Source organism: Mycolicibacterium boenickei (assembly GCF_010731295.1).
GTDB lineage: Bacteria > Actinomycetota > Actinomycetes > Mycobacteriales > Mycobacteriaceae > Mycobacterium > Mycobacterium boenickei.
The window spans coordinates 5,224,336-5,250,345 of record NZ_AP022579.1; the positions used below are offsets into that span (position 1 = coordinate 5,224,336).

Sequence of the window (26,010 nt, forward strand, 5' to 3'; positions counted from 1 at the left end):
CCTGGGCTCGGTGACCGACTCAGCTGATCTCCTCGCCGGGCTTGACCTGGCAGAACAGGCCGCGCTGGGCAGCGGCGCGAGCTTCTGGACCACCAAGGCGATCGGGTCCGTGCCGGCGATCGTGCTGACCGACGGCCCGCACGGGGTGCGCAGGCAATCCGGTAGCGCCACAGATCATCTGGGCCTCTCGGGCAGCGAACCGGCGACCTGTTTTCCCCCGGCGGTCGGACTCAGCCAGACCTGGGATCCCGAGTTGGTGGAGCGCGTCGGCCAGGCCCTCGGTGATGAAAGCCGTGCCCTCGGCGTGCATGTGCTGCTGGGCCCGGGGGTCAACATCAAGCGTGATCCGCGGTGCGGGCGCAACTTCGAGTACTACTCGGAAGATCCGCTGCTGTCCGGGACGCTGGGCGCGGCGTGGGTGCGTGGGGTGCAGAGCCGCGGTGTCGGCGCATCGCTCAAGCATTTCGCGGTGAACAACGCCGAGCACGACCGGATGCGGGCCAGTTCCGACGTCGACGCCCGCACCCTGCGTGAGATCTATCTGCGGACGTTCGAGATCGTGGTGCGCCAGAGCCGGCCCTGGACGGTGATGTGTTCCTACAACCGGATCAACGGGGTCTATGCCTCGGAGAACGCTTGGCTGCTGACCACGGTGCTGCGCGACGAATGGGGTTTCGACGGTGTGGTGGTCAGCGACTGGGGTGCGGTGGCAGACCGCGTCGCCGCGGTGGCCGCGGGCCTGGACCTGGAAATGCCGGCGACCGGCGGAATCTCCGACACCGAAGTAGTCCGCGCGGTGGGCGAGGGCACACTGGGCGCAGCCGCCGTCGCACGGGCCGCCGGACGGGTGGCCCAACTGACCCAGCGCGTTACCCAAACCGGTTCCACCGCTGCCTCATTCGATATCGATACCCATCACGATCTGGCCCGGGAAGCGGCACGCCGCGCGATCGTCCTGTTGAAGAATGACGGCGATATGCTGCCGCTGACACCGTCGGCGCTGGCCGTCATCGGTGGGTTCGCCCAGGAGCCCCGATACCAGGGTGGCGGCAGTTCCCATGTGAACCCGACGCGTGTCGACATTCCGCTGGACAAGATCCGCGAACTCGCCGGTGATCACCCGGTCCGCTACTCGCCGGGAACCGATGTCGCGGCTGCGGTGGCCGCCGCCGAATCCGCCGAAGCCGCAATCGTATTCCTCGGTCTCACCGCCGAAGAGGAGTCCGAGGGCTACGACCGCGAGCACATCGACCTGCCCGCAGCCCAACTCGATCTGCTGCGTGCGGTGGTGCAGGCCCAGCCCCGCACCGTGGTGGTGTTGTCCCACGGCGGCGTGGTGCGTCTCGACGCCGTCGCCGGGCTGGCCCCCGCCGTGGTCGACGGCGCCCTGCTCGGGCAGGCCGGGGGCGGCGCTCTGGCCGATGTGCTCTTCGGCGTCGTCAATCCGTCGGGCCGGCTGGCCGAGACGGTGCCGCTGCGGCTGCAGGACTCCCCGGCCTACCTCAACTTTCCGTCCGAATCGGGACACACCGGGTACGGCGAGCGGATGTTCGTCGGCTACCGCTGGTACGACACGCGGGACCTGCCGGTGGCGTTCCCGTTCGGACACGGCCTGTCCTACACCCGGTTCGAATACTCCGACCTGGCGGTCACCGCCGTCGACGCGGGGCTGTCCGTGCGGGTGAAGGTGACCAACACCGGCGCCCGGTCAGGTCGTGAGGTGGTGCAGGTCTACACCGGACTGCCCGGGTCTACCGTCGGCCGACCCGTCCGTTGGCTGGCCGGATTCACTTCGGTGACGCTCGAACCCGGCCATGGACAGACCGTCGAAATCCCGATCGACCAAACCGATCTCGCGTATTGGAGCACGGATTCCGGGCGCTGGGTCGTCGAGCCTGGCGAGTACGAGGTGTCGGTCGGCGCGTCGAGCCGCGACCTGCGATTGTCGACGGCGGTAGTGGTTGCCGGCGACGAGCCGACGCAACCGTTCACCCGCGATTCGACTCTCGGCGAGCTCATGGCCGACCCGGTGGCATCGCAGACGATCCTGACGGTGCTGAGTAGCGCTTCCCCGTTCGGCACAGCAGATTCCGCACTGGGCACCATTCTGTTGCGGATGCTGGAATCGGTACCGATCGGACGGATGACTGCCTTCTCGGCGGGCAAGGTCACCCGAGAGCAGCTCGATGAACTGCTCTCGAGCATCAACGCTCAGCGATCCTGACCGCGCAGCTCGGCCAGGATCTCATCGGTGTGCGCGCCGAGCGCCGGGGCGACCATGCGCGGCTGCCACGGGGTGGCAGAGAAATCCGCCGGACTGGCCACCATCGGCACCGTCGAAATCCCATCGGGCACTTCGACAATGCCGCCCGCGGCGTGGAACTGCTCGTCGGCGATCACATCGTCGAGGCTGTTGATCGGCGACCAGAAGAAGTCGGGTTCCTCGTCGAACAACGGAACCCAGTGCTGCATCGGGTGACCGGCGAAGATGGCATCGAGCTCGGAGATCAGCTCACGGGCATTGATGTACCGATCACGCGCAGTGGCGAAACGCGGGTCGGTCAGCCAGTCGTCGCGGTCCACCACCCGGCACAGTGCGGGCCAGTGCCGGTCCCCCTGCAGTCCGACGATCCAGAACCGCTTCCCGTCACCGGTCGTGTAGTTGTTCATGCACGGGTTGGCCATCGCCTCACGCTGACCGATCGCGATCTGCTCACCGCTCATCAGCGCGGTATTGAGATCGAAACTGACGGTATAGGCGCCCTGGCGGTAAAGCGAGGTGCTGACCAACTGTCCTGTCCCCGTGCGGTTTCTGGCCAGCAACGCGGCGCACACCGCCGCCGCCAGCGTCATCCCCGCCGAGTGGTCCCCCATCCCGCCGCGCTGGAACGGCGGGGTATCTCCGGGTCGGGTGAGCAGATCGGCCAGCCCGGCTCGGGCCCAGAACGCGGCGACGTCGTAGGCCGCGCGGTCCGCCTCCGGTCCGGTCAATCCGTACCCGGTGATCAACCCGTACACCAGGCGCGGATTGCGTGCGGCCACGGTCTCGAAGTCCAGTTCCAGTCGCCGCAACGCAGCAGGCCGCACATTCGTCAGGAAAACATCTGCGGTGGAGAGCAATTCGATCGCGACTGCCCGGCCCTCGGCGGTACCGAGGTCGAGCACGATGCTGCGTTTGGACCGGTTGTCCATCTCGAACGGTGGGTTGGCTGCCACGCCCAGGTCTGGATCCAGGCCGAGCATCCGGCCGAATGTTCTCGCCGGATCCCCCGACGGCGGCTCGATCTTGACCACATCGGCTCCCCAGTCGGCCAGGAGCGCTCCGGCCGCCGGCGCGGCAACCCAAACACCCAACTCGATGACCCGAAACCCCTCCAACGGACCCGCCATGCCGCTCCTTTCCGAAACAGCTTTACAATTTTGGAACAAATTGTAAACTTGCCGAATGCTCACACCGGCCCGCCGCCTCGTCCCTTTCGCCGGTCTGGCCGCACACATCGGCCACGGCGTGCAACGTATCGCAACGGATGCGGTCATCGGGCGTCTGCGCGCAATACCCCGTCGCATCGGCGACCTCGACGCGGCCTATCTGTCCGGGCTGATCGGGCGCGAGGTCGAGTCGGCGTCGGTGGTCGGCGGCGACGCGGGCACGTCGTCCCGCGCGCGGCTGGCGCTCTCGGGCGCCGACGTACCGGAATCGGTCTTCGTCAAGATGCCCGCCGAGACGGCCGCCACCCGGATGATGGGCGAGTTGGGCCGGCTGGGCCACACCGAGGTCCGTTTCTACCAACAACTGGCCGCAGGCCTTTCCGGGGTTCCCCGCGCCTTCGGCGCGGCTTTCGACGCTCTCACCGGGCGCTACGTGCTGGTGTTGGAGGACCTCGCACTGAGCCCCTGCGAATTCCCCGACACCCTGCACCCGCTGGACAAGGACCGGGCGGCCATGACGGTCGAGCTGCTGGCCCGGGTACACGCGGCATTCTGGGGCGAGCTGCCGGGCCGCAGCGGCAGCGGGCCGCTCGGCTGGCTGTACTCGGCGTCGGGCGACCACACGTCGTTGATGACCGGTTCCCTGCTCAAGCTGTCGACCAAACGGCTCGCCGAGAACACCGACATCCCGGTGGCCGACGGCCGATTCATCGACGAGAACTACCGCGCAGCGGCGCAGCTGCTGGACCGCCCGCCGCACACCGTGATGCACGGTGATGCGCATCCGGGGAATCTGTTCTTTCGCAACGGCGAGGCGGGCCTGCTCGACTGGCAGGCCGTGCGGCGCGGCCATCCGGGCCGCGAGCTGGCATATACCCTGGTCACCTGTATGACCACGGCCGACCGGCAGTCCGCCGAGCGTGATCTGCTCGACGAATACCGGCGTGCACTGGCCGCCGCCGGTGGGCCGGCCCTCGACCACGACGAGTTGTGGGAGCGCTATCGCCTCGGCGCGATCTATGCGTATGCCGCACCCGTCATCACCGCCGGGCTGGGCGGTATGCAGGACGAAGGCATCGCACTCGAAGGCGCGAGACGGGGTGTGGCGGCTTTGGCCGACCTGGAGGCTGTGGCAATACTCAAGAAGTTGCTGTGATGGTCCTACCATTTGGTGAACCACGATCAACCAAGGCCTGGACGTGAATGAACCCATACCCGCGCAGCGGGAAGCATCAGTCGAAGACACCTCGACGCGGCACCGAATCCTGGTCGCGACAGCCGAGGTGCTGGCCCGCAGCGGCCAGACCAAGCTGAGCCTCTCCGAGGTGGCACTGCAGGCCGGGGTATCCCGGCCCACGCTGTACCGCTGGTTCGCCGACAAACAGGAGTTGCTCGACGCGTTCGGCACCTACGAGCGCGAGATGTTCGACCAAGGCATCAGCCGCGCCACCGTCGGCCTACGGGGCACCGAGAAGCTCGACGCCGCACTGCGTTTCATCGTGCAATATCAGCAGTCATATTCCGGGGTCCGGCTGGTCGACATCGAGCCCGAGGTCGTGATCGCCCAGCTGGCCAACGTGATCCCGCTGATGCGGGCCCGGCTGCTCAAGCTCCTGTCGGGTGCCAACGCCCCAGTCAAGGCTGCCACCGCGATCCGGGTCGCGGTATCGCACTACATCGTGCGCAGCGATGACGGGGATCAGTTCCTGGCACAGCTGCGCCACGCCGTCGGTATCAAACAACCCGACGCCAACTGACCCGCCGCTGAATTTCGCCGTCCACACCTCCCGTCACCTCGTCACCAAGTCTCTACGATCGCAGAGACTTATCGATCGGTCAATCCTTTCTTCAAAGGGGTGACACGACACGCAATTTTTGTAAAGCTGTCTCGTATGACTCAGGTGCAGAGCGACACCGGCGTGCTCGCCGGTGACGAGCGGATGCTGATCGACGGCGAACTCCAATACACCGGCAGCGGTGCGAAATTCGACGTGGTTCACCCCGCCAGCGAGCAGGTGGCCGGCCAGGCGACCGACGGCACGGTGGCCGATGTCGAGCGTGCCGTCGGCGCGGCCCGACGCGCCTTCGACGAAACCGACTGGAGCCGCGACGTCGACTTCCGCTACCACTGCCTGATGCAGCTGCACGACGCTCTGGAGGCCGAGAAGGAGCGGCTGCGCCGCATCCTGGTCACCGAGGTCGGCTGCCCGGTGACCGTCACGGGCTCACAGATCGAGGACCCGATCGGCGAGGTCAAGCACTGGGCCGAGCACGGGAAGAATTTCGACTACGTCGTCGACAACGGCGTACACCAGACCCAGCTGGGCCCGGCGCGACGCAAGATCGCCTATGAGCCGGTCGGTGTCGTCGGCGCGATCACCCCGTGGAACGTGCCGTTCTACCTCAACATCGCCGAGACGGTGCCGGCGCTGATGGCCGGCAACACCGTGGTGCTCAAGCCCGCGCAGCTGACCCCGTGGTCGGGCACCGAGCTGGGCCGCATCGTCGCCGAACACACCGACATCCCGGCCGGCGTGTTCAACGTCGTGGTGTCGAACGCCAATGAGGTCGGTGCCGCGCTGTCGGCCGATCCGCGCGTCGACATGATCACCTTCACCGGGTCGACCGCGACGGGTCGCGCCATCTTGGCCGCAGGCGCGTCCACGGTCAAGAAGACCATGCTCGAATTGGGCGGCAAGTCCGCCCACATCGTGCTCGACGATGCCGACTTCAACTCGGCGCTGCCCATCGCGGCGATGATGGCATGTGTCATGAGCGGGCAGTCCTGCATCCTGCCCAGCCGCATCCTGCTCCCCCGCAGCCGTTACGACGAGGGCATCGAGCTCCTCAAGGGCGCGATGGAGAACTTCCCGGTCGGGGATCCGTGGACTCCGGGCATCATGCAGGGCCCGCAGATCAGCGCCACCCAGCGCGAAAAGGTGCTCGGGCTCATCAAATCCGGCATCGATTCGGGCGCCCGGCTGATCACCGGCGGCGGTGTTCCGGAGAACCTGCCCACGGGTTACTTCACCCAGCCCACCCTGCTCGCCGACGTCGACCCCGATTCGCAGGTCGCGCAGGAGGAGATCTTCGGCCCCGTGCTGACGGTCACTCCGTACGACTCCGACGACCAAGCGGTCGCCATCGCCAACAACTCCATTTACGGTCTGTCCGGGGAGGTTTCGTCCGGGGACGTGGACCGGGCCTTCGCCATCGCCCGACGCATCCGGACCGGCAACGTGACCATCAACAGCCGCAGCCACTTCGGCATCAACAGCCCCTTCGGCGGCTCCAAGCAGAGTGGCCTGGGCCGGCGCAACGGCGAAGAAGGCTTCAAGGAGTACTTCGAATCGAAGACCATCGGAATGCCCGAGTAGTGAGCGAGCATTCCGACATCTCGGCCCTGCTGTACCGCTATGCCCGGGCCGTCGACTCCAAGGACTGGGAGCTGTACCGGTCGGTGTTCACCGAGGACGCCCAGATCGACTACTCGTCGGCGGGCGCCATCGTCGGGACACGTGACGAGGTGGTCGACTGGTTCGCCGCCAATTTCGGGGTGATCCCGTGGAGCATGCACTACATCACCAACATCGAGATCTTGGAAACCGATGGAGACACCGCGACGGTGCGGGCGATGTTCTACAACCCGATGCAATTGCCGGGGATGGCGGAGATGAGCGCATGCGGCGGGTACTACCACCACGAACTGGTGCGCACACCCGACGGCTGGCGCAGCCGCAGCCTGCGCGAGGAGAACCTCTGGTTCACCAACCCGCCGGGTTAGGCCCCAACACCGAGACTGCATACAGGCCATCGAGACTGCGTACAGATCGCTATTTTCCGCGAGAACTCGATCTGTGCGCAGTCTCGGCGCAGAAAGCGCGGTCTCGGCGCAGAAAGCGCGGCTCAGCCTTCGGCGGCGAGCTGGCCACAGGCCGCGGCGATTTCCCGCCCCCGGGTATCGCGCACGGTGCACGACACGCCCTTGGCCTGAACACGTTTGACGAACTCACGTTCGACCGGTTTGGGACTGGCGTCCCACTTGCTGCCCGGCGTGGGGTTGAGCGGGATGAGGTTGACGTGCACGAGCTGCCCCAGCTTGCTGTGCAGTTTCTTTCCCAAAAGGTCTGCGCGCCAAGGCTGGTCGTTGATGTCGCGGATCAACGCGTATTCGATGGACACGCGCCTGCCGGTGACGTCGGCGTAGTACCGCGCGGCGTCAAGGACCTCGTCGACCTTCCACCGGTTGTTCACCGGCACCAAGGTGTCGCGTAGTTCGTCGTCGGGGGTGTGCAGGGACAGGGCCAAGGTGACGCCGAGGCGTTCGTCGGCCAGTTTGCGAATGGCCGGGGCCAGGCCCACCGTCGACACCGTCACCGAGCGGGCGCTGATCCCGAAACCGTTCGGCGGCGGCGCGATGATGCGTTTGACGGCGGCGACCACCCGGTTGTAGTTGGCCAACGGCTCACCCATGCCCATGAAGACGATGTTGGACAGCCGGCCGTCATGTTCGAGCCGCATGGCCGACGACGCCGCCCTGACCTGTTCGAGGATCTCGGCGGTGGACAGGTTGCGCATCAGGCCGCCCTGCCCGGTGGCGCAGAACGGACAGGCCATGCCACATCCGGCCTGCGACGAGATGCACACGGTGTTGCGCTGCGGATAGCGCATCAGCACCGACTCGAATGTCGTGCCGTCGCCCGCGCGCCACAGCGTCTTACGGGTCTCCCCCGCGTCGCACTGGATCTGCTTCACCGGATCGATCAGCGTCGGGAACAGCGCCTCGGCCACCTGGTCACGCACGGCGGCCGGCAGGTCGGTCATCTGTTTCGGGTCGGCGATCAGGCGGCCGTAGTACTGGTTGGCCAGTTGCTTGGCCCGGAATTTGGGCAACCCCAGATCGGCGACGGCCTGCGCGCGGCCGTCCTCGTCGAGGTCGGCGAGGTGTCGCGGCGGCATACCGCGTCGTGGGGCTTCGAAGACCAATTCCTGCTTCATGTTCTTTCCAGTATCAGGCTTGTTCGGCGAGAACGTCATGAACGGTCCGTTCAACGGTGTCCAGGACATCCGCGTCCACCCCGGCGCGGCCGCGCACGAAGACCGATGCGCGGCTGGCCGGGGGCAGGCCCTCGGCCAGACACAGTCCATCGGGTAGGCGGCCGATCATCGGCAGCAGCGCCACGCCCAGACCGGAGCGCACCGCTGCGAACAAGCCCGACAGGTCGGCGGATTCCGCGGCGATGCGGTAGTCGATGCCACACCGTTCGAGCGTGGCGAACGTGGGTTCGCGCAATGTGCACGGCTCGGAGAACATCACCACGGGCAACGGCTCATTAGCCTGCGCAGCGAAGCCGCGGCCCGAAACCCACTTCAGCGCAAGCGTTCCGGAGGCATGAGCGGGATCCAGTCCGGAGCCGTCGAGCATCACGGCCAGATCGACCAGACCGTGTTCGATGGCATCGGCGAGCATCACGTTCCGGTCGAGACGGAACCGCAACCGCCAGTCCGGCAACCGCTCGCCCAGTGCCGACGTGAGGGCGGGCAACATGACGTCGGCGCCGTGCTCGGTGGCGCCGATCAGCAGCACCTGTTCCTCGGCCGCACCGAGATCGGCCAACGCCGCGTCGTGCGCGGCAAGGATGCTGCGCGCGTGGCCGAGGGCGCGATGCCCCAGTTCGGTGAAGGCGACCCCGCGGCCGGATCGTTCGACGACGGGACCGCCGACGACGGCCTCGATCCGACGCACGTGCTGACTGACCGCGGACTGCGTCATGTGCAACACCGCCGCGGCGCGGTGAAACCCGCCACAGTCCGCCACAGCCACCAGGCTGCGCAGCGGAGCGATATCCAGCACCTGACCCATGCGGCCAAGGTACTCCGATCAGCACATACGATCAAAAACCACGGGATCCCGTCCATTTCACGAGTTATTCCGCCACAACGATTAGCATCTGCGATCGATCCCGATTGCCGATAATCGTTGGACCGGCGGTACGCCGCTCACCCACGATGGGGACCATGGCGACGACTGCACTGCGCACGCGAGGAGCAATTCAGCCGATGCCGATGCGCACGGCGACGACCGTGACGTTCTTCTACGCCCTGGGCTATCCGATCGGCAACCTCGCGGTACATGCGCTGTCTCCGATGGCGGTGCTGGCCTTCCGATTCGGGCTGGCCGGCCTGTTCCTCGGCACCTGGGCGGCGCTGGCCCGGGTCCGCTTTCCCACCGGCCGCAAGCTGCTCCACGTCGCCTTCGCGGGTCTGCTGATGCAGGCCGTGCAGTTCTGCGCGCTCTACATCGCGATTCAGCACGGCGCGCCGGCAGTGCTCTGCGCGGTGGTCATCGCGATGAACCCGGTCGCGACGGCATTGCTGGCCGCGGTGTTCCTGCGCGACCGCTTGACACCGCGCCGGGTGCTCGCCTTGGTGTTGGGCGTCGCCGCTGTCTTGGCGGCCTGCGCGACGCGACTGATGGCCTCGGGCGGGATCGACCCCGCGGTCGGATTGTTGTTGGTGGCATTGCTCGGCCTGGCCGCCGGCGGGGTCTATCAGCAGAGGTTCTGCTCCGATGTCGACTTCCGGGCTTCAACATCGGTGCAGAACGCCGTCGCGTTCATACCGGCCCTGGCGCTTGCGCTCACCACACCGGTCGAGGTGCATGACGTCACCAAGGCCGTGCTGGCGGTGGCAGGCGTGGTGCTGCTCAATGCCATGCTCGGGGTGTCGCTGTACGTGCGAGCCATCAATCTGCACGGCGCCTCGGCGGTCGCGATGCTGTTCTGCGTCATCCCCGCGGTCGCCGGGGTGTTGTCCTGGTTCATGCTCGGCGAGCGGGTGAACCTCGGAATCGCCGCGGGACTGGTCCTCGGAGCTGTCGCGTGCTGGCTGAACGCGTCAGGTGCACGCGGGCTAGGCGAGAAGCGTCAGGACGATCCAGCCGACGACGGCCGAGGGCAGCATCGCATCGATACGGTCCATGATCCCGCCGTGGCCGGGTAGCAGCGTCCCCATGTCCTTGATGCCGAGGTCACGCTTGATCTGCGATTCGACCAGGTCGCCGAGCACGCCGGTGACGACCAGCAACAGGCCCAGCGGCGCGCCCACCCATGCGGGCTTGTCCAGCAGGAACGCCACAGAGAGGACGGCCGCGGTGATGCCGAATACGAGCGAGCCGCCGAGGCCCTCCCAGGATTTCTTGGGGCTGATCGCCGGCGCCAGCAGGTGCTTGCCGAACAGGACGCCCGCGACATAGCCGCCGATGTCGGCGAAGACGACCGTCACGATGATGGTGAACACCCTGGCGCCGCCGTGGTCGGCGAAGATCAGGAGTGCGGTGAAGGCCGCGAAGAACGGCACCCACGTGGCGAGTAGGACCGTGACGGCGATATCGCGCAGATAGTTGACCGGTTGCCGGTCCAGACCTTGCCCGATCAGACGCCACACCATGCAGACGACGATCGTCCCGCCGTAGGCGCCCACCAGGCCGAGCGCGCCGTACGGCCAGGTCAGCCAGATCATCGCCTGGCCGCCGAGGAGTAGCGGGATGGCGGGCAACGCGTAACCGTGCTCGCGCAGCCGCCGGACCACCTCATGGGTGGCGATGGCGATGGCCACCGCGAGCAACGGCAGCCACCAAATCGGCGCGAACAGGAGTGTCCCGATCGCCATGGCGCCGAGGACGACGCCGACGGCGATGGCGGCCGGCAGGTCACGGCCGGCCCGGGACTGTTTTTTCTGCGGTTCTCCGACCGGTGTGTCTGTCACGAAAGGTACTTGCTGATCGGCCATCAGACCTCCAGCAGTTCGCCTTCCTTGTGTTTGACCAGGTCGTCGATCTGGCTGGTGTAGGTGTGGGTGGACTTGTCGAGGTCCTTCTCGGCCCGTCCGACCTCGTCCTCGCCGGCTTCGCCGTCTTTCTTGATCCGGCTCAGCTCTTCCATCGCCTTACGGCGGATGTTGCGCACCGACACCTTTGCGTCCTCGCCCTTGGACTTGGCCTGCTTGACCAGGTCGCGCCGGCGCTCCTCGGTGAGCTGCGGAATCGAGATCCGAATGATGCTGCCGTCGTTGGTCGGGTTGACCCCGAGGTCGGAGTTGCGGATCGCGTCCTCGATCGGCTTGAGCTGCGCGGCCTCGTAGGGCTTGATGACGACCATGCGCGCCTCGGGGACATTGATGCTCGCCATCTGCGTGATCGGCGTCATCGCCCCGTAGTAGTCGATGTTGATGCGGGAGAACATGCCCGGATTGGCCCGGCCGGTCCGAATGGTGGCCAGGTCGTCCCGCGCCACACTCACGGCCTTTTCCATCTTCTCTTCAGCGTCGAAGAGAGTTTCGTCGATCACGTCGGCTTCTCCCGTTTAGGTGGTGACCAGTGTTCCGATCTTCTCACCCGCCACCGCGCGGGCGATATTGCCTTCGGTAAGCAGGTTGAACACCAGCATCGGCATCCGGTTGTCCATGCACAAACTGAAGGCGGTGGCATCGGCGACCCGCAGGCCGCGATCGATGACCTCGCGATGGCTGACCTCGGTGAGCAGCTCGGCGTTCGGATCCTCGCGCGGGTCGGCGGTGTAGACGCCGTCGACGGCCTTGGCCATCAGTACCACGTCGGCCCCGATCTCCAGGGCGCGCTGCGCGGCGGTGGTGTCGGTGGAGAAGTACGGCAGGCCCATGCCGGCACCGAAGATGACGACGCGACCCTTTTCGAGGTGCCGCACGGCCCGCAGCGGGATGTACGGCTCGGCGACCTGGCCCATGGTGATGGCGGTCTGCACGCGGGTGTCGATGCCCTCTTTCTGCAGGAAGTCCTGCAGCGCAAGGCTGTTCATCACGGTTCCGAGCATGCCCATGTAGTCGCTGCGCGTGCGCTCCATGCCGCGCTGCTGCAGTTGGGCGCCACGGAAGAAGTTGCCGCCGCCGATCACGACCGCGACCTGGACGCCGCTACGTACCACCGCGGCGATCTGGCGGGCCACCTGATGAACGACATCGGGGTCGAGGCCGACCTCGCCACCGCCGAACATCTCTCCGCCAAGCTTCAGCAGAACCCTCGTGTAGAAGGGACGGATGGGTGCTGCGCCCTCGCCGGTGATATTCGGATCCGCCATGGGTCTCCTCGGCACTCCTCGCATGTAGAGAGCCACCCCGGGTTACCCCTGGACGGCCTCTCTATCCTGCCTTATGGCGGGCAGCACACCTAGTGGGGGGAGCCGTTGCGGACCGAGTGTCGCCGGCGGGCGCAGTTCGGCTACCGGCTACCCCAGGTGCGCCTGAAGGAGCCAGGCGGCGATCGATTTGCGGTCGTTGCCCTCGTCGCGAATGTCCGCTCCGGCGAAATCCGCGAAGTTGGCGAATTGCGCTGGCACATGGGCGTGGATTCGCGCCGGCCGCACATCGTCGATCACCCAGTACTTGCCGACGACCTCGCGCAATTCGTCCTCGCTGACCGGATTCGCGGGCCCGGTGTCACCCATCGTTCCCTTGTCGAACACCAGCACGAAGTACGAGGCACCGGGCGCGGCGGCGCGCACGATCGACTGCTGGTACCCATCCCGCAGTTCGACGGGCATCGAGTGGAACAGAGTCGAGTCGATGATCGTCCCGAAGCGGCCGTCGTAACCGGTGAACGCGCTGATGTCGGCGACCTCGAAGGTGGCGTTGGTCAGCCCACGCTTGGCGGCCTCGGCCCGGGCCAGGTCGATGGCGGTGGCCGACTGGTCCAGCCCGACGGTGGTGAATCCCCGTGCCGCCAGGTCCAGCGCGGTGGCCGCCTCCCCACAGCCGGCGTCGAGCACGTCGCCATGGACTTTGCCTTCGGCGATCAGCGCCGCGATCTCGGGCTGCGGTTCGCCGATACTCCACGGCGGGCGCACTCCGGCGAATTCGGGAGCCTCACCGCGGTAGGCCGATTCGAACATTGCGTCAGACATTTCGCTTGGTGTGGTCATACGTCCGGTATATCAACCTGGTTGATATGTGTCAATATGCTTGATATGAACTCCGATATGGGGGGCATCCTGGAAGAGCAGCCTCTCGGTTACCTGATGTATCGCGTGGTCGCGGTGTTGCAGCCCAAGGTCACCGCGCAGCTGCAACCACTCGGGCTCACGCTGCCGGAGTTCGTCTGCCTGCGAGTGCTGTCCATGGCCCCCGGTCAGTCCAACGCCGAGCTCGCCCGGCACACCAACGTCTCACCGCAGGCGATGAACAACGTGCTGCGCGGACTGCAGGACCGGGGCGCGGTGCGCAGGCCTGCCACCGTCAATTCCGGACGGGCGCTGCCGGCCGAGCTCACCGCCGAGGGAGCCGGATTGCTCAAGCGCGCCGAAGCCGCCGTGCTCGCCGCCGAAGACGAGGTACTCGACCGGCTCGACACCGAGCAGCGACGCGAACTCAAGCGACTCCTGGCCCACGCGGTGATCTGAGCGGCGCGCTCCCCTGCCGCTCATGCCGCGCCGTGCGGCCGCACAGTCGGTAAGTTCCAGACGGATGAAGATCGTTCTGGCCCCGGACTCGTTCAAAGAGTCGATGACAGCGTCGCAAGCGGTGGCGGCGATGCGCGAGGGTGTCCGGTCGGTACTGCCCGACGCCGAGTGCATCGGGGTGCCGATGGCCGACGGTGGTGAGGGGACGGTGGACGCCGTCGTCGACGCACTCGGCGGCGAGCGCATCACGGTCGAGGTCAGCGATCCACTCGGGCGGCCCGCTCACGCCACGTACGGCTATGTCGCCGCGCGCCGGCTGGCCGTGATCGAGATGGCCAGCGCCTCCGGACTGGAACTGGTTGCCAAGCCTGACCGGGATGTCCTGCGTGCCAGCACATTCGGGGTCGGACAACTCATCATTTCGGCACTGGATCACGGCGCGACCGAGCTGCTGATCGGGATCGGCGGATCGGCGACGAACGACGGCGGAACCGGCATGCTCACCGCCCTGGGCGCCTCCTTCACCGACACCGCGGGTGACGTACTGCCACCCGGCGGTGCGGCATTGGCCGGGCTCCGGCACATCGACGTCTCGGGTATGGATACCCGACTGGCTGACACCCACATCCGGATCGCGTCCGACGTCACGGCGCCGCTGCTCGGAACAGGTGGTGCCAGTGCGGTTTTCGGCCCGCAGAAGGGTGCAGACCCCAAGGATGTGGAGGTGCTCGAAGCCGCGCTGACGCGACTGGTGGCGGTGACCGACACCGCACTCGGGCACGCCCGGCCCGACCGCCCGGGGGCCGGCGCCGCCGGCGGGCTCGGCTTCGGCCTGATGGAATTCCTTGCCGCCGAATGCGTCCCCGGCGTCGACCTGATCGCCCAGACGGTGGGACTGCGACGATCACTGAGCGGAGCGGACTGGGTGTTCACCGGAGAAGGCAGCGTCGATGCCCAGACCATGCTGGGCAAGACGCCGTTCGGGGTCGCCCAGCTGGCCGTGGGCAGCGGTGCACGGGTGGTGATCTTCGCCGGCCGCGTGGCAGCCGATGCCGACGTCCTGCTGGCCAACGGTGTGGAGAAGCTGGTGGCCATCACCGAGCCGGGCACCCCGCTGGACCAGGCCCTGCGTGACGGCCCCGCCGCATTGACCCGCGCGGCCGCCGCGGTGTGCCGGGCCCCTGTAGCGGAAGCTACAGGATTGCCGCCGCGATGATCAGGCCGAAGGCCACATACGAAGCCGTCACGACCAGGACCTGCGGGGTGAATTTTTCGGAGGCGAGAACGCCGCCGATGTCGATACCCTTGATCGCACCGACCAACCGGACCGAGAAGGCCTGGGCCGCAATACCCAACAGGCCGAACACCAGCGTGGTGATCAGGCCCTGGATCAGGTCACCTGACGAGCTGTAGATGGCCATGACGACGATGAAGGCCATCGACACCACACCGGAGGCCGCCACTGCAGCGGCGTTGGGGCGCCCGGCCTGCACCAGGGTCCGCAACGGACCGGGCGTGGTCCAGTCGATGACGTAGAAACCCAGGACCATCAGCGCCACGCCGACGATCGAGTACAGCACGATCGCCGACACCCCGTGGCCGAGGAGTGACCAGTAATCGGAGCCGAGCGCAACCATGGTGGTAGTCATAGAGAGGTTGTTCCTTCCGGGTCACTGCGGGATGCGGTGTGGCACAAAGGCGGCGCCGTTGTCGGTGACGAGACCCGAGGTCTCGCGGATCCCGAGTCCGGCGGATTCGTCACCGACGATCCACGCTCCAAGTGCGGGGCGCATATCGTCGAATTGCGGTAGCGGGTCGAGCAATTGGTAAACGTAGCCCTCTTCGCCGTACACGCCGCCTGTCTCGGTCTCGTACCCGGCGCCCACGATGGTGATGTTGGCGCCCTCTCGCCCGAGTTTGGGTTTGCGCACGTAGTCGGTCAGCTCGTGTGGGTCATCGACATAGGCGGGCAACAGATTCGGATGCCCGGGGTACATCTCCCACAGCACCGCCAGGATGGCCTTGTTGCTCAGCAACGTCTTCCACAGCGGTTCCACCCACATGGTGGCCGGCAACTGTTCGACGGCCCGGCGGCCGAAATCGTCGTCGAGCATCCACTCCCACGGGTAGAGCTTGAAGATCGACGACATCGGAGCTTCCTCCAAGTCGACGAACCGGTCGAGGTCGCGGTCGAACCCGATGTCCTCGATGGCCAGGCCCACCGTGTGCAGGCCGGCCTCGGCCGCACACTCCTGCAGGTAGGCCACGGTGACGTGATCCTCACCGGTGTGCTCGGCCCCCGACCAGGTGAAGTAGGTCTCGGCTCCCGGCAGGCGGTCGCGGATCTCCGTCCAGCGGGCAACCAGCTTCTCGTGCAACGAGTTCCACTGATCGTCGGCCGGGTAGACATCGGTCTTCCAGTGCCACTGCAGGATCGCCGCTTCCAGCAGGGTGGTCGGTGTATCGGCGTTGTATTCCAGCAGGACCGGCGGCCTGCGACCGTCGTAGCGCAGGTCGAATCTGCCGTAGAGGTGTGGATCGCTGCGCCGCCAGGACTTCTCGATGTGTTCCCAGCTCCACTCGGGAAGCCCGAAATCGCGGTACCGGCCCGTCAGCACCACGTGCTCTACGGCCTCCAGGCACATCGAGTGCAACACCTCGACAGAGGCCTCGATCGACAGCACCTCGTCCATGTCGAACACGTAGTGCACCGATTCGTCCCAGTACGGGCGGTCGGCCCCGGTCGCGTCCCGCGCCGGAGTCCCGTAACACATCCCCTGGTCGGCGACGATCTGTTCCCAGCCTGGTCGCGGGGAACTGCGTTGGCGGCGCATTCAGCTCCCCGAGCTCTTGCCGTAGCTCGACGACGAGCCGAAACCGCCGCGCGAGATCGACGTCCCCGACTTGGTCTTGGCGGTGGTGCCCTTGGGCTGTTCGATGGTCCCACCCCGGGCGATGGTGCCCACCCCGCCGTTGTTGCCGCCGTAGTAGTACCGGTACGGCGAGCCCAGGTAGATGAAGGTGCCCCCGGAACTGCTGTGGCCGCTGGAACAATACGAATCGGGCACCACTTCGTTGGTGCCCTCCTTCACGCACGACGCCGCGATTTCCTCCTTGTGCAGGAGGTGGTAGCCCAGCGCGACGACTCCGACCACACCGACCACGGCCACCGAGCCCATCAAGATCTTCTTGTTGGTGGCGGCCCGCCGTTCGCGCGTCTCCTCCTGCTGCCTGGCCCACTCCTCGGCGGCCTCGCGCTCCTTCTGCATCTTGTCCCGCTGGCGCGCCTCGGCCACGGTCGGCGGCCGCGGTGTGGCGGTAGCCGGATCCTGCCAACGAATCGATCCACGATCGTCCTGGCTCCACTGCTCGTCTGGCCCAGACGTCATTCACACCCCCGCAAACTCTGACACCTGACGGTCATCATAAGAGCAAGCCGACGCTCGCCGCCCCGGCAGTTGACGAAACGTCCGCACGAAGCAGGCCCGGGCACCCGCGATTCGGGGGCGCCCGGGCCAGTCAGGGGGCGTGACTCAGTGGTGGTGGCACGCCGCCGGCGGTGAGGGCGGAACATCCAGAGCCGGATTGCCGTCGAAGAATCCCACCGGTTTGAGCTTGAAGCCGGTGTAGTGGCACGGCATCACCGGCCAGTCCTCCGGGCAGACCACATGGTGGGCACCCACGGTGTACCAGAGCACGATGTCGGTGTTCTCCAGCGACGCGTCGTCAGCCACGTACTGCGGCAGCCCCTGCGCCTCGGCGCACTGATACATGTAGTCACCCGCGGCGTAGAGCTCCTTGGGGTCGTAGCGGGTGACCCACAGGTTGTGCTGGACGAACCGGGCCCGGTCGTAGATCACCGACCCTTCCTGCACCATCACCGGGACGATGTCCTTGGGCATCAGCTTGTAGCCCACCGGTGCGCCGAACTCGTTGAGCTTGGCGGGGTTGACCACCTTCCAGTACCGGCCCGTCGAATGCTCCCAGTCCCGGGCGCCGCCGGCCTCCGACGCGACCAGGGTGTCCCGGGTGATCCAGGCGTTGTGGTGCGGGTTGAGCTCCGGATCCGGCTCGGGCACCGAATCCACCTCGTACACACTGTTTGCCGGGCCGTCGACGCTCATGTCCATGCGAAAGTTGAAGAAGTGCTGGTGGTTGGGTCCGTACATCCCGGGCGCCACCATCTTGCCCCAGCGCGGCGTCTCGCCGTCGGGAATCGCACCGGTGGTCAGCACGCCGGTGAGTTTGACCTCCATCTCGATGGACGCATCGTTGTAGAAGTACCAGAAGAAGCCGTACTCGTAGTTGCCGACCGTGCAGATCATCGAGATCACCAGCCGCCGGGACCGGCGGACCTCGACCTCGCCGGTGCGGAAATCGGTGTGCTTCCAGGAGATCCCGTAGTCCTCCTCATGCATACAGATGGCGTTGGGGATGGTGACGGCGTTGCCGCTGGAATCGTTGACCGTGCCGTCGAAGTAGAAGATCTCGCCGAGACAGTCACAGCCAAGGGTCAACGGGTTGGCCGAGAAGCCCATCCCCACCTCGCCCATGTCGAAGACGTTCTTGTTCCAGTGCGTCGGCGACGAATCACCGTAGGGCACGACCATTTCCGACAGTGCGGCGCGATACATGATGGGCCGGACCTCGCCACGGTCGGCGTAGGTCACCTCGTGCAGCACCAGGCCCTCGCGGGGGTTGAACCCGACCCGCAGCGACCATTTCTGCCAGGTGACGTTCCATCCGTCGACTTTGAAGCTGGGCCCGTGCGGCTGGGTGATGTCGATCGCCTTGACGTCGTCGCGAAACTGCGTGAACGCGGGTCGGTTGTCGGGCGTGAACATGAATTGCCCGGAGTAGTTGCCGGCCTTGGACGGCAAGGGGACCGCGCCGTGGTCCTCGATGTCGATGATCTCCATGCTGTCCAGGTCGAACGTCACGATGAGACCTTCGACGGGCCGCGCGTAGCCGTTCTCCGACGGTGCCGCGCGCATGAAGGTCAGCGGTCGGCAGATCAGCGGCGAGTTCTCGTAATGGTCCTGCGCGCCGTAGTAGCCGGCCGGCCACGGGTCGATCATCGCCAGGCTGAAGTCGGTGACCCCCCGCTTGCGCATGGCCTCCTGCCATCGCGGGTCGTCGCGCACCTTCTCCTCCACCCCCGTCATGTGTTCGACGAGATAGGACGGGAACCGGCCGGGAATCGGGGTCCACGAGTCGATCACCCTCGCGTCGAGGTCGACGACAGCCTCGTAGATCAGCTTGGCGGCACCGTCGTACATCGTCACGAACGCCTGACGCGGCACCTCGGCCTCCCCCGCGAACGACAACGCGGCAGTCTTGGCCGGCTCGGCCAGCTGAATCATCACGAACTTCAACGTCGGTGTGGCGTAGGCCGATTCGCTGATCACGGCAGCGGCCGCCTCGATCTCGGCCCCGGTCAGTGGGTCGAGCGGATAGCGGCCGGCGACATCGGTGGACTCGGTCGGCACCAGGGTGCTGTCCATGGTCATCGGGGAAGATCCTCCTTGGTTGCAGTCGAGTCGTCGGCGGTGAGGTCGAACACGGCGAGGTGGGCCAGCGCATCCTCCTGCGAGACCTTGTGCGCCGAGCGGCGGCCGAAGATGTAGACCACCAGCCCGAGTGCGAACATGCCGATGCTGATGCTGCCGACCCACTTCATCCACTCGGCATCCCCGACCCCGGCACTGGTGAGCCATGATTTCGCGAACGAGTAGTAGACCCCGCCGATGGTGCCGAGGGTGCCGACGATCACGGTGATCCAGACGCCGACCATGCCGCCGGGGATGCGCCAGAAGGCCTCGTTCGCATAGCGATCCGCGTACTTCTTGCGAGCGATGACGACCGGGATCAGAAAGAAGAAGCCGGACAGCAGCCACACGGTCGACAGGCCGCCCTGGAGGAAGATCGTCGTGTTGACCAGGCTGCTCTGCGAGTACAGGCCGACGATGAGCAGCGACGAGATGACCCCCTGGATCAGGATGGCGGACACCGGATTACGGGTGCGCGGATTGAGATGGGTGAAGATGCGCGGCAGGTGCCGCTCCAGCCCGGAGACGAAGATCAACCGTGAGTAGGCCACCTGATACGTCATCAACGCGACGATGATGATCAAGGCGAGTACGACCGCGCAGATCTCCATCAGCCCGGGGAATCCCGCGACGTCCAGCATGCCGATGACACCCGTCACGGCGTCGATCTCCGCAGTGGGCAACGCCATCATCGTGCCCAGCGTCGTCAGCAGATAGATGGCGACCAGCGCCGTCGAACCCCAGAGGATCATTCGCGGGCCGCTCTTGCGCACCGACAGGAACTCCGCACCCATGTTGTACGGCGTCTCCACACCGAGCAGGTAGAGCAGCACGGTGCCGTACAGGAAGCCCGATACCGCGAAGTTGGGAATCGTCGCCTCGGACCAACTGAACGGCGTCGCCGAACCGTGCTTCACAGCGAAGAGCACCCCCGAGATGAAGATCGTCAGGGCGAGGATGCCGAACACGACGAAGACGACGTTCATTATCCGTTGATTGGCGGCCAGCTTCGCCAGTGCCAATCCGACGACCGTCCACAGGATCACCAATTGCAGGATGACGCTCGTCATCACCCCGAGCTCGGTATGGAAGGCCAACAACAGGAATGAGAGGACCACCGCGGGCGATGACGCGGCATTGAGGATCACCGGCACCCACGACAGGTAGCCGCCGATGAAGCCCCAGGTCTCCCCCATCGTCCGGGTGGCCCAGATGTAGACACCGCCCTGCCCGGGCCACAGGTTGCCGAGTTCCACCACGGCCATGCCGGCCGGGACCAGGAACGTGAGGATGCCCAGCACCCACATGGGGATGGCGGTCCACCCTCCAGTCGCCATCACCGAAGAGCCGGTGATCCAACAGATGATGAAGACGTAGGCCGCGGTCAGGCCGAAGGTGCTCATCACCTTGGGCAGGATCTGTTCGGGGACCAGCTCGGTGGTCATCAGCTTGTCACGCTCTGACGGCGCCGCGGCCTCGGTCGGATTGCTCCTCGCGTGCGCGGTCAGTTCTTGTGTCATTTGAGTCGTCTCCCAATACCGTTGATTCAGCTGAGGATTTGTCCGTCTCGCATCCGGACGACACGGCTCGCTTCATCGGCCACCGTGGGATCGTGGGTGCTTGCGACGACCGTGACGCCCAATGTCGAGCACAGGTCACGCAGCATGCGCACCACCGTCTCCCCCGTGCGGTGGTCGAGGTTGGCCGTCGGCTCGTCGGCCAGTACCAAGGTCGGGCTGCTGATCAGCGACCGCGCGATCGCGGTGCGCTGCTGTTCCCCACCCGACATCTTCGTGGGCTGGTGGTGCACCCGGTGCCCGAGGCCCACCAGCTCGAGCAGTTCGGTTGCGCGCTTGCGCAACGACTTCCGGTCGTACGGCTCGAACATCAGCGGTAGCTCGACGTTCTCGACCGCGGACAGGAACGGGATCAGGTTGTAGCTCTGGAAGATGAAGCCGATGGTGTCGTGCCGCAGGGCGGCGAACTGGCTCTCCGTCAACTGTGCGGTGTCCCGTCCGCTGATCGTGACGGTGCCCTTGGTCGGACGGTCCAGCCCGCCGATGATGTTGAGCAGCGTGGACTTTCCGCTACCGCTCGGTCCCATCAGGCAGACGAACTCCCCCGGCATCACCTGGAGTTCGGCGGCGACGAGGGCCTTGACCACCTCGTCGCCGAGCTTGTGCAGTTTCCATACGTCGCTGACCTCGATGACCGGCTTCCTGACCGGGTCGGCGTGCTCCGGTGCGGCAGCGGCGGTGTCGTGAAGTGCGGTCATGTTCGGCTCAGCCTCCCGAGGTCAGGGATCGAATGGGTGGACGTGATGCGGCGTTGAAGGTGGGTACGAAACTCGTTGCGACCGCGGCCGCGACGCTGACCGCGACGGCGATCGCCGCGCCGACCGCCAACCCGGAGTAGGACACCCCGGTGGGCGCCAGGCCCACCAGAGCGACCACGACCCCGGTGACACCTGCGCAGACCGCACCGAGCAGCGAGCCGAGCACAGCGGCCACCACCGGTTCGACGAGGAGAGCGGCGATCACGGGCGCGCGGGGTATGCCGTTGGCTCCCAGCACCCCGAGTTCACGGGTACGGTGCGCCACGGTGCGGGTGGTGGCCACCGCGACTTCGACCACCCCGACCAGCAGCACGGTGACGGCGATCAGGATCACCGCCCGGTTGATCTCCTCGGCATGCCCCAGTGCCGCCGACTGCGCACGGATCCCCGACGACATGCCGAATACCAGCACCACCAGGAAGGCTCCGGTGGCAGTGGTCACCACTGGCAGCACCATCTCGCGGATCCGCCGCCGGGCGGACAGCCAGCCGTAGGCCAGCCCCTTGCTGTTCACCTTGCCCCCAGGAGGTCGACCGGACGTTGCTGCAGCAGCCGATGCACGGGCACCAGGGCGCCGACGATCGCCATCGCCGGCAGGAACGCAGCCACCATTCCGGCCGCCTGGGCCCATGCGGTCAGCGTGGCGATCTCCGGAATCACCAGTGCCACAGCGATTCCCGCACCCACCACACCGACCGTGTAGGCCGCCACGAAGACGATCGCCGATTCGACCAGGAAGAAGTACAGCACCTCGTCGGCGAGGCCGATGCTGCTCATGATCCCGAATTCGCGTTTGCGTTCGGCGACGGCGGCCAGGAAGGACGAGACCGCGATGACGAATCCCAGAGCCAACCCGATTGTGGAGATCAGGCCCAGCGTCGAGCCGGTGACCTGCCCCGAGAACAGCGCCGAGAACTTCTGCTCGAAGCTCAGCGGACCCGAACCGCCGACCGTGTCGTAGATCAGCCCGTGACCGCCGGACTCCGGCTGCACCGACGGGTCGGCCGTGGCCGGTAACCCTACGGCCGCGCCGAAAGTCTGGCCCAGGTCGCGGCGGTGCTCGCCGCCCGGCGGCGCCGTCACCGTCCACCAGCCGTTGTCGCCTACGAGGAGCCGTGCCAACGCGGGCGCCACGGTCATCGACTCCCCTGGCCCCGAGACCCTCGCGGTGAGCGGCAGAGCTCCCACGTCGATCACCTCTCCGGACGCGACCCCCAACCGGCCGGCCAGACCGGAGCCCAAAACCGCCTCACCAGAAGACACTTCGTCGCTGCCGCGTAGCGATACCGCGGCGCCGTCGATCACCGTCACGCCGGAGATCGTCATCCGGCCGTGCCAGCCGTCTGGCAGGTCGAACGCCGGCGGCGGCCCATCGGCAACCAGGGCGCGGGCCTCGTTGTCATAGTGCACCCCGGCGGCCGGCACCACCCACAACTGGGCGTCACCCAGTACGTCGACGACCGAATCAGCCCCGGTGATCGCAAAGCTCGCCGAGATGGTGCGCACCACGGTGACGCAGGCAATGGCCAGCGCGATCCCGAGCACCGACAACACAAACCGTTCAGGCCGGCGACGAATGTTGGCCAGCGCGAATCGAATCAGGCACCAGAATGTGCCTCCGGTCCGCACCGCTGTCGCGATCTCCGGCGATCGACGGGCCGTGGATGCTTGAGACGACGGTATCGAAGCTACGGTCTCCACAGTGGAGAATGCTGCGAGCCGTGTGTTTCACCCGAAGCAGCTCGCGGTGTCACGCGAGTTAACACCCACCGATGGGCGTTACGTCATGATGTCGCCCTCACAACGGATTTCGTCGCCGTCCTCCGTAGACGGCTTCAAAATCAACCTACTTCACCGCTTTTCGCGCCCGTTTGCGTGGCGCCGGCGCGGGATCCTGAATCCGCGGCCAGGGCCTGGCCTCCTCGAGCTCGTAGGCCAGTTCCAACAGCAGCGCTTCGCGACCGCGGGTCGTCGACAGCATCATCCCTGCGGGCAGGCCGCTCGCCGTCTGGGCCAGGGGCAGCGAGATCGCCGGGTCCCCGGTGGCGTTCTGCAACGGGGTGAAGGCCACCCAGCCCAGCAGCCGGTCGATGATCTGGTCGTAGTCCGCCGTCGGGTCGAGCCGGCCGATCTCCAGGGTGGGCTCGGCCAGGGTCGGCATGAGCACCGCGTCATAACTGTTCGACAGGTGCTCGGTGATCCGCCGGGACCGCGCCAGCCGGGCGATCGCCGCCGGGACCCGATACAGGTTGCGAGAGGCATGATGCTCCAGACCGAGGGTCAGGTTGTCGAGCTTGGCGCGGTCGAAACTCGGGCCGAAGGATCGCTTCCCGCCGCGCACGAGCGCGTACGCCAGGAACGCCCAGTAGAGCAGGAAATCGTCCTTGAACCGGGCCTGGACCGGATTGCCGATCACCGTGATCTGGTGGCCGAGCTCCTCGAGCAGTGCCGCGGTCTTGTGGGTCAGCTCGGTCATCTCGACACCGGCGTCGTGCACGACGGACTGCGTGCACACCGCGATACGCAGGCGCTGTTTGCCGGGGCGGCTGACATCGCCGATCGGCGGCAGCTTGGGGTTGCGGTAGACGCGTTCCATCTCCCGCAGCAGTGCGGCGGTGTCACGCACCGACCGGGTGAGCACCCCGTCGGACACGATCCGCAGCGGCATCATCCGCATGTCCTTGTCCTGCGGCAGGCGGCCTCGCGTGGGCTTGAGCCCGACCAACCCGTTGCAGGCGGCAGGGATCCGGATCGAGCCGCCACCGTCGTTGGCGTGGGCAATGGGGACCACCCCCGACGCGACGAAGGCCCCGGAACCTGACGAGGAGGCGCCCGCGGTGTAGGCGGGGTTCCACGGGTTGCGGACCGGCCCGAGTCGCGGATGCTCGCACGACGCGCTGAAGCCGAACTCCGAGAGCCGGGTCTTGCCCAGCGGCACCAGACCCGTGGCCAGGTAGGCCCGGGCGAAGTCGCCGTTGGCCGGTTCCGGCCGGGGTTCCCACGCGTCGGTGCCGCGCATGGTCGGCATCCCCGCGACCGCGGCGTTGTCCTTGACGAAGGTCGGAACACCGTCGAAGAACCCGCCGTAGCTGCTGGGTGCGGCGCCGCGGGCGTGAGCCCGGTCGAAGGCTTCGAAAGCCAGACCGTTGAGGGTCGGATTGACCGCCTCGACCCGCGCGATGGCCGCCTCGATCAGGTCGGCTGCCGATACCCGCCCGGCCCGCAGTTCCTCCACCAGACCGACGGCGTCATGCTCGCCGAGGGCATCGTCGCCGAAGGCGCTCAGGCGAGTCGGGGCTTTGCGTGCGGGGCGCGGACTGCTGGTCACGCTGCGACGCTAGCAGCCGACATCACTGTGTCCGAGCCACGCTCTGCAGCGCGGCCAGATGCTCATCGACTGTCCGCAGGCCCGCGCCCATGGTGTTCACCGTGACGTGGGTGGCTCCGGCATCGGCCCATGCCGCGATGTCCGCCGCCGTCTGGTCCGGATCACCGGCCCAGCTCACGCGGCCCTCCATCCCGATGGTCGCCGGATCTCGTTCGGCGGAAACGGCGGCCCGCTCGACGCGGGCCCTGGCGTCTTCGAGCTCAGCGCCGGGGCCGACCATGGGGAACCAACCGTCGCCCAGCCGCCCGGCCCGCTCCAGGGCCCGGGCGGAGGCCGCTCCGAACCACACCGGGATGGGCCGCTGCACCGGCAACGGCGCCAGGCCGGCGCCGGTCACCCGGTGGTAGCGGCCCTCGAACGTGACCGACGATTCGGTCCACAGCCGACGCATCAGCTCGACCTGCTCCTCGGACCGCTTGCCTCGGTTACCGAAATCCTCGCCGAGCGCCTCGTACTCGACCGCGTTCCAGCCCAGGCCGACGCCAAGGCGCAGCCGCCCACCGGTGAGCAGGTCGACCTCGGCTGCCTGCTTGGCCACCAGTACCGCTTGACGCTGCGGCAGGATGACCACCCCGGTCACCAACTCCAGCGACGTGACGGCGGCCAGGTAACCGAACATCACCATGGGCTCGTGGAAGGTGGTGTACAGGTCGTAGGGCCCCGCCCAGTCGCGGTGGACGGCCGGATCAGCGCCGACGACATGGTCGTAGGCCAGGATGTGGGTGAAGCCCAGCTCCTCGACACGCTGGCCGTATGCGCGCACAGCCCCCGGATCTCCGCCGAGTTCCGTCTGTGGAAACACCACACCTACGCGCATGTCACCTCCAACACCACTCCCCAACCCATTCGTACCTGCCACACTCCCACATCGGCAAAGCC

General features: G+C 66.7%; 25 protein-coding genes. 8 read left to right on the plus strand and 17 right to left on the minus strand.

The genetic code is table 11. The features are described 5' to 3' along the window. Positions 1-10: 10 nt before the first annotated feature. Positions 11-2,224, plus strand: a complete 2,214-nt coding sequence (locus G6N57_RS24965) for a glycoside hydrolase family 3 C-terminal domain-containing protein (protein WP_234815667.1) — start codon at positions 11-13, stop codon at positions 2,222-2,224. Here G6N57_RS24965 and G6N57_RS24970 read toward each other — a convergent pair. After that, the gene (locus tag G6N57_RS24970; protein ID WP_077738944.1) at positions 2,212-3,390 is read right to left on the minus strand and encodes a CaiB/BaiF CoA transferase family protein; all 1,179 of its coding nucleotides are present in this window, start codon (positions 3,388-3,390) and stop codon (positions 2,212-2,214) included. The two genes, G6N57_RS24965 and G6N57_RS24970, sit on opposite strands and share 13 nt — an antisense overlap. Before the next feature lie 55 nt (positions 3,391-3,445). Here G6N57_RS24970 and G6N57_RS24975 point away from each other — a divergent pair, with 55 nt between their 5' ends. From G6N57_RS24975 to G6N57_RS24990, 4 genes are all read left to right on the plus strand, one after another. Next, complete coding sequence (locus tag G6N57_RS24975) at positions 3,446-4,585, plus strand: phosphotransferase (RefSeq protein ID WP_077738943.1); 1,140 nt, start codon at positions 3,446-3,448, stop codon at positions 4,583-4,585. 43 nt (positions 4,586-4,628) lie between these two features. Continuing rightward, positions 4,629-5,186, plus strand: coding sequence for a TetR/AcrR family transcriptional regulator (locus G6N57_RS24980; protein ID WP_077738942.1), 558 nt, complete (start codon positions 4,629-4,631; stop codon positions 5,184-5,186). Positions 5,187-5,321: 135 nt separating this feature from the next. Next, a complete protein-coding gene (locus tag G6N57_RS24985; protein WP_077738941.1) occupies positions 5,322-6,806 on the plus strand; it encodes an aldehyde dehydrogenase family protein in 1,485 nt (494 codons plus the stop codon). Then, entirely contained in the window at positions 6,806-7,213 is a 408-nt protein-coding gene (locus G6N57_RS24990) for a nuclear transport factor 2 family protein (RefSeq protein ID WP_077738940.1), read from the plus strand. Before G6N57_RS24985 ends, G6N57_RS24990 begins: the two co-directional genes overlap by 1 nt. Positions 7,214-7,335: 122 nt before the next feature. On the opposite strand, the gene rlmN is transcribed toward G6N57_RS24990, so the two are convergent. Both rlmN and G6N57_RS25000 read right to left on the minus strand, forming a co-directional pair. Then, positions 7,336-8,427: a dual-specificity RNA methyltransferase RlmN gene (rlmN, locus tag G6N57_RS24995; RefSeq protein ID WP_077738939.1), complete on the minus strand. Its 1,092-nt coding sequence runs from the start codon at positions 8,425-8,427 to the stop codon at positions 7,336-7,338. 13 nt (positions 8,428-8,440) lie between these two features. Further along, entirely contained in the window at positions 8,441-9,292 is an 852-nt protein-coding gene (locus tag G6N57_RS25000) for a LysR family transcriptional regulator (RefSeq protein ID WP_077738938.1), read from the minus strand. 197 nt (positions 9,293-9,489) lie between these two features. On the opposite strand from G6N57_RS25000, the gene G6N57_RS25005 reads away from it, so the two are divergent. Further along, complete coding sequence (locus G6N57_RS25005) at positions 9,490-10,431, plus strand: DMT family transporter (protein WP_077738937.1); 942 nt, start codon at positions 9,490-9,492, stop codon at positions 10,429-10,431. Here the strand turns inward: G6N57_RS25005 and G6N57_RS25010 are convergent. From G6N57_RS25010 to G6N57_RS25025, 4 genes are all read right to left on the minus strand, one after another. Then, on the minus strand, positions 10,342-11,220 hold the full coding sequence (locus G6N57_RS25010) for a phosphatidate cytidylyltransferase (RefSeq protein WP_077738936.1): 879 nt from the start codon (positions 11,218-11,220) through the stop codon (positions 10,342-10,344). The two genes, G6N57_RS25005 and G6N57_RS25010, sit on opposite strands and share 90 nt — an antisense overlap. Next, positions 11,220-11,777: a ribosome recycling factor gene (gene frr, locus G6N57_RS25015; protein ID WP_036445342.1), complete on the minus strand. Its 558-nt coding sequence runs from the start codon at positions 11,775-11,777 to the stop codon at positions 11,220-11,222. The genes G6N57_RS25010 and frr overlap by 1 nt, the downstream gene beginning before the upstream one ends. Positions 11,778-11,792: 15 nt before the next feature. Continuing rightward, positions 11,793-12,542, minus strand: a complete 750-nt coding sequence (pyrH, locus tag G6N57_RS25020) for a UMP kinase (protein WP_036445344.1) — start codon at positions 12,540-12,542, stop codon at positions 11,793-11,795. A 147-nt stretch (positions 12,543-12,689) separates the two neighbouring features. After that, positions 12,690-13,382, minus strand: coding sequence for a class I SAM-dependent methyltransferase (locus G6N57_RS25025; RefSeq protein WP_077738935.1), 693 nt, complete (start codon positions 13,380-13,382; stop codon positions 12,690-12,692). 45 nt (positions 13,383-13,427) lie between these two features. On the opposite strand from G6N57_RS25025, the gene G6N57_RS25030 reads away from it, so the two are divergent. Together G6N57_RS25030 and G6N57_RS25035 are read left to right on the plus strand one after the other, a co-directional pair. Continuing rightward, entirely contained in the window at positions 13,428-13,859 is a 432-nt protein-coding gene (locus G6N57_RS25030; protein ID WP_077738934.1) for a MarR family winged helix-turn-helix transcriptional regulator, read from the plus strand. Positions 13,860-13,923: 64 nt separating this feature from the next. Beyond that, positions 13,924-15,075: a glycerate kinase gene (locus tag G6N57_RS25035; RefSeq protein ID WP_097925969.1), complete on the plus strand. Its 1,152-nt coding sequence runs from the start codon at positions 13,924-13,926 to the stop codon at positions 15,073-15,075. Here the strand turns inward: G6N57_RS25035 and G6N57_RS25040 are convergent. From G6N57_RS25040 to G6N57_RS25085, 10 genes are all read right to left on the minus strand, one after another. Further along, a complete protein-coding gene (locus G6N57_RS25040; RefSeq protein WP_097925968.1) occupies positions 15,053-15,508 on the minus strand; it encodes a DUF350 domain-containing protein in 456 nt (151 codons plus the stop codon). The two genes, G6N57_RS25035 and G6N57_RS25040, sit on opposite strands and share 23 nt — an antisense overlap. 21 nt (positions 15,509-15,529) lie before the next feature. After that, positions 15,530-16,693 carry a glutathionylspermidine synthase family protein gene (locus G6N57_RS25045; protein WP_065463446.1) on the minus strand — a complete coding sequence of 388 codons (1,164 nt, stop codon included), beginning with the start codon at positions 16,691-16,693 and terminating at the stop codon, positions 15,530-15,532. Beyond that, positions 16,694-17,248 (minus strand): hypothetical protein, encoded by a 555-nt coding sequence (locus G6N57_RS25050; RefSeq protein ID WP_065463445.1) that lies wholly within the window; start codon positions 17,246-17,248, stop codon positions 16,694-16,696. A 144-nt stretch (positions 17,249-17,392) separates the two neighbouring features. Further along, the gene (locus G6N57_RS25055) at positions 17,393-19,369 is read right to left on the minus strand and encodes a primary-amine oxidase (RefSeq protein WP_077738932.1); all 1,977 of its coding nucleotides are present in this window, start codon (positions 19,367-19,369) and stop codon (positions 17,393-17,395) included. After that, the gene (locus tag G6N57_RS25060) at positions 19,366-20,928 is read right to left on the minus strand and encodes an APC family permease (protein ID WP_077738931.1); all 1,563 of its coding nucleotides are present in this window, start codon (positions 20,926-20,928) and stop codon (positions 19,366-19,368) included. Before G6N57_RS25060 ends, G6N57_RS25055 begins: the two co-directional genes overlap by 4 nt. 26 nt (positions 20,929-20,954) lie before the next feature. Continuing rightward, positions 20,955-21,683, minus strand: a complete 729-nt coding sequence (locus G6N57_RS25065; protein WP_077738930.1) for an ABC transporter ATP-binding protein — start codon at positions 21,681-21,683, stop codon at positions 20,955-20,957. Positions 21,684-21,690: 7 nt separating this feature from the next. After that, positions 21,691-22,257: an FtsX-like permease family protein gene (locus G6N57_RS25070; protein WP_097925967.1), complete on the minus strand. Its 567-nt coding sequence runs from the start codon at positions 22,255-22,257 to the stop codon at positions 21,691-21,693. Continuing rightward, positions 22,254-23,444 (minus strand): FtsX-like permease family protein, encoded by a 1,191-nt coding sequence (locus G6N57_RS25075; protein WP_077738929.1) that lies wholly within the window; start codon positions 23,442-23,444, stop codon positions 22,254-22,256. The genes G6N57_RS25070 and G6N57_RS25075 overlap by 4 nt, the downstream gene beginning before the upstream one ends. Positions 23,445-23,589: 145 nt before the next feature. Continuing rightward, positions 23,590-25,071, minus strand: a complete 1,482-nt coding sequence (locus G6N57_RS25080) for an amidase (protein WP_077738928.1) — start codon at positions 25,069-25,071, stop codon at positions 23,590-23,592. Positions 25,072-25,093: 22 nt separating this feature from the next. Further along, positions 25,094-25,948, minus strand: a complete 855-nt coding sequence (locus tag G6N57_RS25085; protein ID WP_077738927.1) for an LLM class F420-dependent oxidoreductase — start codon at positions 25,946-25,948, stop codon at positions 25,094-25,096. Between the last annotated feature and the right edge of the window lie 62 nt (positions 25,949-26,010).